Consider the following 13,237-nt stretch of genomic DNA (forward strand, 5'->3'; position numbering starts at 1 on the left):
TCTTAGTGTGCTGACTGAGTTTTAGTTATGCTCTAGTAATGTTCCCGGTGCGAAGTGCCTCAAGTGCATAGTCTAAATCCTGCGGGTAGGGACTCTCAAACTTAATGTGCTCTCCAGTTCCCGGGTGGGTAAAGCCTAGGCGATGTGCATGCAACCACTGCCGGGTCAGACCAAGTTCGGCGCTAAACCGGGGGTCGGCTCCATAAGTGAGGTCGCCGCAACAGGGGTGCCGTAATGAAGAGAAATGCACACGGATCTGGTGAGTCCGTCCCGTTTCTAAATGCACCTCAACAAGAGAGGCAGACCCGAAAGATTCCAAAGTTTCATAGTAGGTAATAGAAGAACGTCCATCCTCAATAACGGCGAATTTCCATTCATGTCCGGGGTGCCTGCCGATAGGAGCATCAATAGTCCCCATGAGAGGATCCGGCAGTCCTTGTACCAGGGTATGATATACCTTCTCAACGGTACGATCCTTAAAGGCACGTTTAAGCTCGGTATATGCCCGCTCGCTGCGTGCCACCACCATAAGCCCGCTAGTGCCGACGTCCAGCCGGTGCACAATCCCCTGACGCTCCGCCGCCCCGGAGGTAGCCACGGTAACGCCTTCTCCCAGAAGAGCCGAAAGAACAGTAGGCCCATGCCACCCGTGAGAAGGATGCGCGGCAACACCAGCAGGTTTATCGACCACCACAATATCGTCATCGCAATAGACTATGCCGAAGCCATCTACCTTTTCGGGCTGAATATCGGCAAGGTCACGCGGAGCAGGCGCATTCACAAACACAGTCTCGCCCGCGGACAGTTTATGCGACTTACCGATTTTCAGCTCATTTCCACGCTGAACCACACGCACATGCCCGTCGCGAATCCAGCTGGATGCGCGGGTACGCGGTATCTCAAGGGCACCGGCGAGAGCAGCGTCCAATCGCATACCTACTAAAGCCTCAGAAACATCGAACTCGGCGGTTATGCCTGCTGGCGCAACATTATCGGTCAATTATTCCCCTTCGGAGATCTTCTGAGTTTTCACGTGGGTAGATAGTGCGGAAGCCTTCTTCGCAGAGGATTTAGCACGTGTACCAAGCAGCGTTATGCCACGGAAGTTAAGCAGTACGATTAAAGCCATACAAACGCAGATCGCCGAATCGGCAATATTAAAGATGGCAAAGTTAGGCACCGAAATAAAGTCCACCACGTGTCCCATACCGAATCCTGGCTCACGGAAAAGACGATCAAAAAGGTTTCCGAGAACACCGCCCAGCAGCCCTCCAAGGGCAAGGGTCCAGTTCAGAGCCCGCGTCCTTCGGAAGAGGTAAAGGACGGTTGCCGCGGCAAACGCCATAATAACCGTAAATATCCAGGTTGCATTCTCGCCGAGAGAAAAGGCAGCGCCAGAATTCCTGATGGAATACCACCACAGAAGACCATCGATCACGGGGATGCGCTCCCCAATCTGCATCTTGGTAACCACCAGAAGTTTTGTGCCCTGGTCAATGAAAAAAATAGTAAGAGCTGTTAGAATCCCGACTACCCATGCGCCGCGTGATGAGAGTATGCGCGTAACAGATTTATGCGATGCTGTTGAACCAGCGGCAGACGCAGTGGTCTCTTCAGATTCCATGTATCTCCTCGGTGAAGGGCAATGAGCAGGGCGGCGGATGTTGTACCTGAATTCGCCCTCCTCTAGCTTATCTTAAGCCAGGTATAAACAACCGCCCGCAAAGCCAGTAGCAAAGTTCTTCTTGCCACGGATGCGGACGGTGTTTATAAAAAGGTATCGAAGCTTAGAGCTTAGCGAGCATCTGCTTCAAAAGACTTAAGAGTCTTCAGCTCTTCAAGCTGAGAGGTGAGGTGTTCCTGCAACTTCGAACGGTAACGCGACTCAAAACCACGCAGGGATTCCACGGTGATTTCCAAGCTGTCACGCTCATCGGTGAGCTTGGAAAGAACCTCATCACGCTGAGAACGTGCAGCTGCCACCAGATCTTTAGCTTCTTTCTCACCCTTAGCAACGAGTTCTGCACGGGTTTTTTCACCCTGAGAGACGTATTCGTCATGGAGTTTCTGGGCCATGGCAAGCAGACCTGCTGCATCCTGAGCGCCGCCAGCAGCAACGGGTGCTGGGGTGCTGGTCTTATCCTGTGCAGCGGACTTAGCCGTTGCGGACGAAGAAGACGTATTGTTGGTCGCCGGAGTTGCCGAACCAGACTGGGCGGCTGCAAGCTTACGCTTGAGGGATTCGTTTTCGGTGTACAGCGCGCGGAGCTCAACAACAAGCTCATCAAGGTAATTATCAACCTCATCGCGGTCGTACCCGGATTCGTTTCTCACAATTTTGAAGCTCTTGTTAATCAGATCTTCGGGGGTGATAGCCACAGCTTATCTCCTTTGGAATAAAGTTATCTGTGAATAGGTTTTGGGATGCCCATAAATTTATTAAATAAACTTACGGTGCTGGCTAGGGTACCGCCCATTATTCTACTCTTCTCTACACTTCAAGACCCGATTTTCCAGGAATTCGGCGCAGAGAACCTCTTACCATCATAGTAAATGTATTTCCTGACGGAAAGTCTGCCTCGCCGTTATTGCTTCATACATCTTTATGCATATCAGAAAAATTTATGCTTTGACCAGGAAATATAACTGTTATTTAGCGTGAAAAAGTTAGTGTCAAAGAGGTCATCACTGACAATAAAAGTCCCACGCCTAAAATCAGAATCAGAAACCCAGTATCAAGGGCGAAATTACCAATACGCAGTGGCGGTACAACCTTGCGAAGCTGGTTCATCGGCCAGTCCGTCAGAGCATACACTCCAGAGGCGCACAGCAGGGCAATCCCTCGCGGACGCCACCCCGGCACAAAGACACGCACCCAGTCCAGAAGCATCCGCAAGAGCAACCCAATGTACAGAATGTGCAGGGCTATGGTAATGATGGCGAAGATGTACCCCATGCATTACCCCTGGTCAAAAGGAAACGGGCCCTCAGCCTCAAAAGCGCCCGGTGCCGGAGTCGTGTCAGCCCCCAGTACCTCTAGGTTTTCGGGGGTTAGCAAGAATACCTGCCCGGTCACACGTTCAATGCGACCTGAGAGCCCGAATGCGAGTCCGGAGGCAAAGTCCACAAGACGTTTAGCATCCGAATCGCTCATTTCAGCGACATTCATAATCACGGGAATATTCTCACGAAACGCTTCACCAATAATTTTGGCGTCGTTGTATGAGCGGGGGTGGATTGTTGTAATGCGGCGCAATTCGTCCTCATCTTCCTCGTAGGGGTATCCGGCACCAAGACCCTCGTCAATGCCGTAAGAGTTCACATCAAGCTCATGAACTTGATCGTAGCCGGAGGAAGGGTAGGGGTACTCGTCGGTCTCGTAGTGATTTTGCACCTGGTATTCCTCTCGGTTAGTTTTCTGTTCCCGGTGTGGGATTGGCGTGTAAGTCGCGGCAAACTGGTTGGTTTCTTGCCGCTGAGCTGAAGTTTGATAAGCAGACGATGCCGTAATCGCTTCTGATTCTACAGATAGTGGCTCCGCAGCGCCCGTTGCCTGTGGCATAGCTGCGGTATCAGGGTTAGCAGATGCTGGTGTGGGTAATGCATTCAGCCGGATTCCAGGTGATGGAGCGGGAGTTTCAGTGGAAGGAATAGATGCCTCATCCGTCGAATCATGACTATGGACATCCTGCATACCTTCCGATAATTCTTCAGTTTCCGACCCATAACGAGTCACGCCGAAGAAAGAACCGAGGCTATTGGCAAGTTTGCCACCGCCTTGTTTCGCCATTCTTTACTCTCGTTTCGCAGTCGTACATTCACATATATGCGGGAGATTCGCTCCACCGATACCTGAGATTCTAACGTGGGAAATAGCACCGCACATGCTGTCGGTTCGACACCGATTATATATGTTCACAGAGAATTTTGGGGGTATTCCCACGGGCTTTATTGACGATGATGCATATTCTTAAAGACGACGTCAACCAGCCCTCACAGGTGTATATTCTACCAGCGCTTGAAAATCCTATCAGCGTATTTCTCATCTGCTGCATACCTTGCACAACAAAACCTGGTAAAAATCTAGGCGTAATCTCGCTTCCCCATGATGTCGCTTCCTACCCGCACACACGTAGACCCCCAGCGAATAGCGGCTTCTAAATCTGCACTCATGCCCGCCGAAATCTGATCTGCATGCGGGAACTCGGCGCGCAGACCCTGCGCCAATTCCCAGAGTTTTTCAAAGGATTCGTCAGGGTTCGCACCCAGTGGCGCCACCGCCATAATACCCCCACAGCGTAATTCTTCTTGAGCTTCGATACGCTCAGCAAGCTCTAAAATCTCGTCTTGGTCCGTTCCACCACGCGCCCCTTCCGATGCATGCCCGGCCGTTGCCTGCGCTTCAAGCGAAACCTGAATCAGACATTCTAGAGCTCCTTGGGATAGAGCCCCTGGGGCGTCCTGCTCCCCCGCCTCATAGCGAGCTACTTGGTTGCGATAGGCTTTTGCTAAAGAATCAATCAGAGACGCACGATCTACGGACTGTACCTGATGGGCATATTTTACGACGGACTTTGCCTTATTTGTTTGCAACTGCCCAATAAACGCCCAGTAAGCGGGGTCGTCAGGTTTTTCGATGGCTCGAAGAGCACGAGCTTTAGGAGCCGCCTCTTGATCACGGTTCTCACCAAAAATACGTACCCCCTGGGTGTAAAGCGCTGCTACATCAGAGGCAGGGAAAAACTTGGTCACGGTGACAAGGTGAACTGTAGGGCTATGCTCGGTGCGCACACCACTGGTATCGGCTTCAGCATCACGGACGCGCGCCATAACCCGTGCGTAGTTATCCGCAAGCTGCTGCGCACGTTCCGAGGTGTACGTCAATGTCTGTTCTTCGCTCATCATCAGTCCCCTTTACCGATATACCCTCATACTCAGCTTTTCTTCGATTTTAAGATCTTAGGAAGGTTTCGTCACCCATACGAGCCCAGCGATACGTCCGGGTGCTTCACCTCGATTCATAAATCCTCGATGCGAAAAGAGGCTGGTGCTTTCATAAGTGCAGGCTGCCAAGTCGGTAGAAACCTCTATCTTCAGCTTATTCAAGAGAGCAATCGCTCCCGCTGGCAAATCTAAAGCTGGTGTTCCTTGGCTTGTCTGAGCGTATGTTTCGGGAATCTGCTGTGTCGCATGTTCGCGCATATCTTCGGGTACCTCATAGCAGCTTCCGCATATACTAGGCCCTAACCACGCGTGAATCTGTGTTGCGCCCTGCTCTCGCATCGTCGCAACTGTGCGTTGAATAACTCCTGCAAGTAGCCCAGGACGCCCTGCATGCGCCACAGCAATAATGGGCACGTCATGTGGGGTAGATTTCTCTCCCACGAACACGAGTGGAATGCAGTCAGCAACCATAATAGCTAGAGGCTGACCCGTTGTACTGTAGGCAGCATCTGCTTGCGGAGCCTGCTCGCGTAATTGATCGGCACGTTTCAACGTATATGCCCCACACTCGTCATTCGGAGAAATCTGAGTAGTCAGAATATGATCGGCGCATACAATATCTGCACCATGTACTTGATTGAGGTAGAGGAAAGGAGCTGAACCACAGAGACTTTGTACATCAGCACGGTTTTTCAGCGTTGCGGTATGGGGCTCGCCCGCATTAACATGAAGCCCCAAATTACCGGCCGACCGTGAAGTAAATCCGATATGCACGGTATATGGGCCGCTGGTATAAGTTCCTGTGGAGTAAAACGGGTTGAGGGTACTCATGGTTCTTTCTGCTGTCATAAGGTCAAAGCATACACAAAGGAGCCAGGACGTATATGTCCTTGGCTCCCTTATGTCTAAAAAGGATGTGTGCGACTTACTTCAAGAAGTCGGGCACATCGAGGGTATCGCGCCGTGCCGGGGATTCTTCCACGACGGGCGGTAGATCAACATCAAAGCCAGCTGCGGCAGGAACATCATTCTGCTGAGTACCATTCTGCGCACCGCCGAAACCATATCCGGTTGATGCGGGAGCTGCAGGAGCGGCCTGCGCAGAGCCGCCGAATGCCTGCTGGGTACGCTGCGCCTGAGCATTTGCCGAAGCTGAACTGTTAGCGTTGGTGTTAGTCTCAGGGTTGACGGCGTCAAATCCAGCGGCAATAACGGTCACACGTGCTTCATCACCCAAGGCGTCATCAATCACAGCACCGAAGATAATATTTGCGTCAGGATGTGCGACTTCCTGGACCAGGCGGGCAGCCTCATTGATCTCAAATAGACCGAGATCGGAACCGCCCTGAATGGAGAGGAGTACACCGTGTGCCCCATCAATGGATGCTTCCAAAAGTGGGGATGCGATAGCAAGCTCGGCGGCTTTAACAGCGCGGTCTTCACCAGCGGCAGAGCCAATGCCCATCAGAGCCGAACCAGCCCCCTGCATAACAGACTTAACGTCTGCAAAGTCAAGGTTGATCAGACCCGGAGTAGTAATCAGGTCGGTAATACCCTGCACACCGGAGAGAAGAACCTGATCTGCCGATTTGAAGGCGTCAAGCATCGAAACGTTGCGATCAGAGATAGAGAGCAAACGATCGTTCGGAATCACAATGAGGGTATCTACTTCATCACGAAGTGCAGCAATGCCGGTTTCCGCCTGGTTCGAACGGCGACGACCTTCAAAGGTAAAGGGACGAGTTACCACGCCGATCGTGAGGGCACCTAAAGAGCGTGCAATACGTGCTACAACGGGAGCACCGCCGGTACCGGTGCCGCCGCCTTCACCTGCAGTCACGAAGACCATGTCTGCGCCCTTGATAACCTCTTCGATTTCCTGGGCGTGGTCTTCAGCAGCCTGACGACCGACCTCGGGGTTTGCGCCCGCTCCGAGACCGCGAGTTAGTTCACGACCAACATCAAGTTTGACGTCAGCGTCAGACATCAAAAGTGCCTGAGCATCTGTGTTAATAGCGATGAATTCTACGCCTCGCAGGCCAACCTCGATCATGCGGTTGACTGCATTGACGCCACCGCCACCGATACCGACGACTTTGATGACTGCCAAGTAGTTCTGGGGAGTTCCAGCGTCCATTTATCCCTCGATTATTTCGTGTAAATCTCTAGAAAAACCCAAGGGTTCAAGTAGAACCTTAGTCTTCCTAACCTCATAGTGACTTTATCTGCAAGGATACCAACAGTTTCACCAGGTTCCTAGTTGCCTGAGGTATTTGACGTGCATTATTTATAGATTTTTATAAAAAATCTATCTTTTTACCCGATGCTTAACCATAAGGTTAAAGGCTAACGAGTAACCGGAACACGCGGCGAAGAAACATCATAAGTGTTTACTTTATTAGCGGCTCGTCCTTGTTGTGCGGTTTTTGACTGGTCCTCACGTACCGCCTCCATCAGCTTAGTTAAAACCTTAGCTTTAAGGTCACTCTCTTCAGCTGTACCCCACTGCACGACAACCCCATCCTTCAAGGTTAAGTTAATATTTGAGGTTGAGCTTGCCCGTGCCTCCTTCACCTGCGTCAGGATTGATGAGGGCAAAGCAGAGAGCACATTTGCAACCGTGCGGAAGGCCGCAGAATCCTGGGGAACTTCCTGTCCAACATCGACAAGCGGAACATTGATTCCATCAGCATTCTCAACTTCACGAAGTTTGATTCCCTCACTATCAACAACCACATATTTCCCGTCCTGATGAATGACGGCAACAGGGGTACGCTCTTTGAGGGTTACAACTAGTTCATGCGGAGGATGCGCCTCAATCTGCACGCCGCGCAGTACATGCTCCTGGTCGATAAGTTCACGCACCTTCTGATCATTAATACGAGTCAGCGGCGTGCCCTTGAGTGGTTCCAGTTTCTGCTCAACCTGCACGCTATCCAATAGCGAAGCGCCTTCAACTCGAATAGTCTGAACAGAGAGCAGCGGAGAATAAAAGACCAAACCGATATATAGAAGCACAGCAAGCATGAACGCACCAAAGCCGTAAAGGAGTTTCCGCAATCGAGTGAGCGGACGTCGGCGCTTCGAAGTCTGACTCTTACTTTGGTCTTCTGCCAAAAGCCCGTCGAGCCCGGGGTCATCGCGTAATTGGGCGATACGCCCCTGCTCTTCGCGGATCTCCTGTTCCCGCGCTATCTCGGTTTGGCGTTCCTTCTCACGTTCACGACGCCATCGGCCAAAGGTACTAGACGTAGATTTCGCCGATTGTGAATCCAGCTCATCCGATTCAGATTCCCCTGCATCCAGACGTATATCACGGTCCTTGGGCTCTGAAGACTCAGAATACGTTGCACGGGAAGAACCCGTCTGGCTCTTATTTTCGGTATGAGTTTCTTGCTCAACAGGATTCGTCTGATTCTGAGGGCTCGCACCGTCAGAAGATTTTGACGTATCTTCAGCAGGTTTAGCTTTCTTTTTGCCGCGAACAACCGGTAACTTCGGAGTACGTACCGGTGAAGTCGCGAACGCTTCCGTGCCCGGTTTTCGCTCTTGACGTCCTTTAGCCACTATTACTCCTTAGGGTAACGGGCATGTAGCTCATGCAGAATACGCTCTCCTAATGCGGTAACATCACCTGCACCAACGGTCATAATAATATCGCCTGGAACAGCACACATAGCAATATCTTCAATGGCTGCAGCTGCATCCGACGCATAATGTACCTCAGAGAATCCAGCACCGGTGATAAGTTCACTCGTGACTCCCTCAATCGGAAGTTCCCGGGCAGGATAAATATCCAGTACATACGAACGATCAGCCTTCGAAAGAGCCTGCGCGAAATCGGCGGCAAATTCTTGGGTACGTGAGAACAGATGCGGCTGGAAAACCACATAGAGGTTATGCCCATCGGCAACCGTGCGGCCGGTCTCAAGCGCACGGAATACCTCTGTTGGGTGATGAGCATAATCGTCAAAGACTTTAATACCCGCTACGTCACCACGCAGAGTAAAACGTCGATCTGCTCCTACGAAGCCGTATAACGCGGCGGCCGCGTCCTCAGGTTGTGCTCCAGCGAGAAGAGCGGTAATAAAAGCTGCCGCTGCGTTCAACTGATTGTGAATACCGGGTACACGCAGCTGAGCATCCTGCTCGCCTTCGTAATGCTTACTCGCGCATTCGAAAGACCAGCGCAGTGTTGCCGAAGACTCCGAGCCGTGGCTCGTAATGCGTGAAACCCGTAGATCAGCCTCAGTAGACTGACCGTAAGTTACCACTTCAATCCCAGCATCGCGCGCACGTTCCGCAAGCGCACGAGCGCCTTCATCATCCCAACATGTCACCAAGACGCCCCCGGGGGTCATAGAGGCAACAAAACGGTTAAACGCCTCATACACGCGTTCGGGAGTTTCGTAGAAATCCAAGTGGTCAGGTTCGACGTTGGTGACCACTGCGATTGCGGGTCGATAGCGGACAAAAGAGCCATCGGATTCGTCTGCCTCTGCTACAAACCAAGAGCCTTCACCAGTGCCCCCCAATCGCGCGTTGCTGCCGTATCCCGCAATAACTGTTCCTACCGCGAAAGACGGGTGAAACCCTAACTTATCCAGCATGACGGCAATCATGGAACTGGTTGTGCTCTTACCATGCGTGCCAGCAACCGCTACAACCTGTGATGCTCCCATAGCAGCAGCCAAAGCCTCAGAGCGGTGCAATACCCGAAGGTTCTGAGCACGAGCCGCAATCAGTTCGGGGTTATCTTCGTGAATGGCCGTTGAGATAACAACGGTATCAATATCGTGAATATTCGCAGCATCTTGGGGAGTATAAACACGAGCACCCGCTTCGCGTAAAGCCTGAATAGTCGCCGTTTCTGCTCGGTCAGAGCCGCTTACGGGAATACCAGCTTTCAGCATCAACGTTGCAATAGCACTCATACCGGCACCGCCGATCCCTACAAAATGCACACGTCCCAACTCCTGCAGGGATGCGCGCGCGGGAAACGGCGGGTTCAGGGGCTCAGGAAGCACCATGTTAAGGTTCATCAGTTCGGACATTTATTTAACCACCTTCAGGGTTGCCTCAGCCATAACATGTGCGGCATCACGAATGCCCAATTTATATGCTCGACGACCCATTTCTTTTAACTTCTGAGCATCAGCCATCAACGATGGAATTTCACGGGCAAACCACGCCCCGGTCATTTTCTTATCTTCGATGAGAAGCGCAGCTTCTGCCATAACCAGAGAACGAGCATTGAGACTTTGTTCACCATTACCAAACGGGAGCGGAACAAAAATTGCGGGTACACCCACCGCAGCAACTTCGCTTACGGTTGCGGCTCCAGCACGGACTATCAAAAGATCGGCGGCGGCATAAACATCCTGCATGCCGTGGCTAAACTCAATCTGACGATAATTTGGGGCTGTAACGGGCTCGCCTGAATCATCCACAATAGCTTTGCCTTTACCAGTAATATGCAAAACCTGAAAACCCCAGTCCTCAAAATTTGTAATGTTCTCAGCGACGGCGTTATTAAGGCTTTGTGCGCCTAAGGAACCGCCCGTCACGATCAGAACGGGCTTATCGGGGTCAAGACCTAGAGTATGCCTCGCCTGTGCTCGTGCCGCTCGACGGTTCAGATGCGCGATCTCATCTTTCATGGGCATACCCACAAGTTTGGCGCGAGGGAAAGGGGTGTTGGAGAAAGCCACACCCACAAACTTCGCTAGAGGACCACCCAGTTTATTTGCTAAACCTGGTTTTGCATTAGCCTCGTGAATAACAACAGGAATGCGGGAGAAAAAAGCGGCAAGATATGCTGGCGGACACACATAACCGCCTACGCCTACTACAACATCTGCATTCGCATCTTTGAGAATTTTACGGGTTTGCGAAATCGCTTTTGCGAATCTTGGTAAAAAGGTTAATGCGTTAAGCGATAGGCTTCGGGGGAAAGCTACACGCGGAATAAACTCAATATCAAATCCAGCTTCAGGAACTAATTGAGCTTCCATCTTATCCTCGGTGCCAAGAGTCAGAATATTAGCTTCCGGCTCGATCCGGCGGATTTCGCGTGCTATAGCAAGCATCGGGTTAATATGACCAGCGGTGCCGCCGCCAGCGAGGACCACAGAGGGTGCCTTAGACATAGATAATAACTCCCAACAAATACATTCACCTCATTTTACGACATAGCAGAGCCAACCCCGTACTGAAAGAATATTATAAGTCGGATATATACCCACGTCCCGAGTCTAGTATTCCTCCTTTCCCTATTCCAGGGGCTATGAGTGTGAACCACCCTGGCCAGGTTTACGGCCTCGCGGGTTCTGCTGACTCTGTGAAGGCTGCTGCCGACGTATCTGACGTGAGGTTCCCGCAGAAGGCTGCCCTGAAGAAGATGTTTGGGAGCCCGATTGAGGGTGCAAAGGTCGCAACCCGGCTGGCAAACGTCCCGATGACGAAGAGCGGTGACGCGCTCGATTGGCGTTTGTGCGCTTTTGCAGGTTCTGCAGGGGAATTGTATCTTCGTGGTCTGCAGGGGTTGACCGTTGCCTGCCCTGCGAGGGACGAGATGCAGGCTGCACATCTCCCTTACGGCGCAATTGGGGAACCCGTTCATGGGTATGCAATCCATTTGGATGTTCCTCTTGGAACCGCTGCTCACGAAGTCGCTGCCGTTCACGCTGAATACGCTGCTCTTCATGAGCGAGAGCTTCCTGATGCTCCGCCTTACGGCGACGCTCAGCAGCACGATCGGCACGTGCTTGAGCGCGCTGCTCATACGTCTTGCGAGTATGCTCACGCTGTCGCTGGGTTACGCCTAACCACGATGGCAGCTCCTTAACTCTACGCAGTAAGCCAGCGCCCCAGTAATCTTTACCGAGGGCTCCACCAGCTTCTTGCAGTTGAAGCCGCTCATCTTCAACGATAGCTTGAAGAGGCAGTCGTCGCTTCCAGTCTTCATTAGCGCGTCGCACTTCGCGAGGTGTCTGCTTCGTTAAATCGGCGGCCGGTATAGGCCCGCCTACAAGTGGAGTTTGACGTGCAAAAGCATAAAGCATCCCCGCAGCCAGCATCGATGAAATCAGCGATGAACCGCCGTATGAGATAAAGGGAAGCGGCACACCGATCACAGGCAAAATACCGGAAACCATCGCCATATTCACGATAGCTTGGGTAGAAAGCCACGCAATAATACCGCCCGTGGCAATACGAATAAACGGGTCTGCTGTTCGGGCAATAATGCGTAATGCGCAATAGATCAGACCCAGGTACAAAAGCACCACGGTAAGCGTACCCAAAAGCCCCAGTTCCTCGCCGATAATGGCGAAAATGTAATCGTTATGTGCTTCGGGCAAATAGTTATACTTCTGGCGGGATTGTCCTAGCCCAACGCCCCAGAACCCACCGGTTGCCAACGCAACCCCGCCAGCCTGAGATTGATCACAGACAGAACCGGTGCACACACCGAAAACACTCATCAGTCGTTCACGACGGTTTGAACTTGAAATTGACCCCACTATGGCACTCACGATCAGAATAATCGAAAGCCATACCATAGTCTTACGGTTTGCGCCCGCAATATATACCATACCTAAGAAGATAAAGGCGTAGACGATCACGGTACCGAGATCTTTACCTGCCAGAATAAGCAGCATCAAGGGCAAGAGCCCAAAAAGTGCGGGAAAAATTGCACGAGATATCTTCTCTTTGAGTTTACTGCCCTGCCGAGTCAAGACCATCGCCATCCACAGCACAATAGCGAGTTTAGAGAATTCCGAAGGCTGAATCTGAATGCCGCTGAACCTAATCCAGTTACGGTTGCCATTAATATCGGTACCAATAGCAAGAACGGCAATCTGGGCAAGAATCGCCAGGGCTAAGAGGATATTAACGACCCACATTTTGCGGTACCGCTGTACTTTCAATACTGCTATAGCCCCTAATGCAGCGGCGCCTAGAGCGGCAAACATTACCTGACGGGTTACCTGCGAGAAAGGGGACATTCCCTGTGAAATCATGCTCACAGATGATGCAGACAGTACCATGATCACGCCAAAAACCGTGAGACCAGCGCATACTAAAAGAATCAGTCGCGGCACATCCGCTAAATCACGCGATGCGGAACGCTTATAAAGAGACGAGATAGCGTTATGCAGAAAAGAACCGAGCCTCGTTGAGCCGTTCCTCCCCTGGCGCTGTGCATGACTTACGCCTCCACGGGCCGACGAGTGAGTCTGACCGGGTGCATTACTCATGCGCTCTCCTCTTCTGTGTCTTAACACGACAA

11 protein-coding genes and 1 pseudogene are annotated in these 13,237 nt (G+C 51.8%); all 12 read right to left on the reverse strand.

Annotation, left to right across the window (positions count from 1 at the left end):
* Window positions 1-25: 25 nt before the first annotated feature.
* The 12 genes and pseudogenes from HMPREF2609_RS08735 to HMPREF2609_RS08790 all read right to left on the reverse strand — a co-directional run bounded on the left by HMPREF2609_RS08735 (window position 26) and on the right by HMPREF2609_RS08790 (window position 13,205).
* Window positions 26-934 carry an RluA family pseudouridine synthase gene (locus HMPREF2609_RS08735; protein ID WP_239662029.1) on the reverse strand — a complete coding sequence of 303 codons (909 nt, stop codon included), beginning with the start codon at window positions 932-934 and terminating at the stop codon, window positions 26-28.
* 66 nt (window positions 935-1,000) lie between these two features.
* Window positions 1,001-1,624, reverse strand: a complete 624-nt coding sequence (lspA, locus tag HMPREF2609_RS08740) for a signal peptidase II (protein ID WP_070449493.1) — start codon at window positions 1,622-1,624, stop codon at window positions 1,001-1,003.
* Window positions 1,625-1,794: 170 nt separating this feature from the next.
* Window positions 1,795-2,379: a DivIVA domain-containing protein gene (locus HMPREF2609_RS08745; RefSeq protein WP_013398846.1), complete on the reverse strand. Its 585-nt coding sequence runs from the start codon at window positions 2,377-2,379 to the stop codon at window positions 1,795-1,797.
* A gap of 274 nt (window positions 2,380-2,653) precedes the next feature.
* The gene (locus HMPREF2609_RS08750; protein ID WP_004004398.1) at window positions 2,654-2,956 is read right to left on the reverse strand and encodes a YggT family protein; all 303 of its coding nucleotides are present in this window, start codon (window positions 2,954-2,956) and stop codon (window positions 2,654-2,656) included.
* A 3-nt stretch (window positions 2,957-2,959) separates the two neighbouring features.
* A pseudogene (locus HMPREF2609_RS11180) lies at window positions 2,960-3,271 on the reverse strand (cell division protein SepF); the annotation flags it as partial.
* A gap of 812 nt (window positions 3,272-4,083) precedes the next feature.
* Entirely contained in the window at window positions 4,084-4,905 is an 822-nt protein-coding gene (locus tag HMPREF2609_RS08760) for a YggS family pyridoxal phosphate-dependent enzyme (protein WP_070449491.1), read from the reverse strand.
* 54 nt (window positions 4,906-4,959) lie between these two features.
* Complete coding sequence (locus tag HMPREF2609_RS08765; protein ID WP_070449489.1) at window positions 4,960-5,775, reverse strand: purine nucleoside phosphorylase YfiH/LACC1 family protein; 816 nt, start codon at window positions 5,773-5,775, stop codon at window positions 4,960-4,962.
* 94 nt (window positions 5,776-5,869) lie between these two features.
* On the reverse strand, window positions 5,870-7,081 hold the full coding sequence (gene ftsZ, locus HMPREF2609_RS08770; RefSeq protein ID WP_004004394.1) for a cell division protein FtsZ: 1,212 nt from the start codon (window positions 7,079-7,081) through the stop codon (window positions 5,870-5,872).
* A gap of 209 nt (window positions 7,082-7,290) precedes the next feature.
* Entirely contained in the window at window positions 7,291-8,511 is a 1,221-nt protein-coding gene (locus tag HMPREF2609_RS08775) for a cell division protein FtsQ/DivIB (RefSeq protein WP_239664738.1), read from the reverse strand.
* A 2-nt stretch (window positions 8,512-8,513) separates the two neighbouring features.
* Window positions 8,514-9,998 carry a UDP-N-acetylmuramate--L-alanine ligase gene (gene murC / locus HMPREF2609_RS08780; RefSeq protein WP_070449488.1) on the reverse strand — a complete coding sequence of 495 codons (1,485 nt, stop codon included), beginning with the start codon at window positions 9,996-9,998 and terminating at the stop codon, window positions 8,514-8,516.
* Entirely contained in the window at window positions 9,999-11,093 is a 1,095-nt protein-coding gene (murG, locus tag HMPREF2609_RS08785) for an undecaprenyldiphospho-muramoylpentapeptide beta-N-acetylglucosaminyltransferase (RefSeq protein WP_048751959.1), read from the reverse strand.
* Between the two features lie 135 nt (window positions 11,094-11,228).
* Complete coding sequence (locus HMPREF2609_RS08790; RefSeq protein WP_070536441.1) at window positions 11,229-13,205, reverse strand: FtsW/RodA/SpoVE family cell cycle protein; 1,977 nt, start codon at window positions 13,203-13,205, stop codon at window positions 11,229-11,231.
* Between the last annotated feature and the right edge of the window lie 32 nt (window positions 13,206-13,237).

It is taken from the genome of Rothia sp. HMSC058E10, assembly GCF_001809415.1.
In the GTDB taxonomy this organism is placed as follows: Bacteria; Actinomycetota; Actinomycetes; order Actinomycetales; family Micrococcaceae; genus Rothia; species Rothia dentocariosa.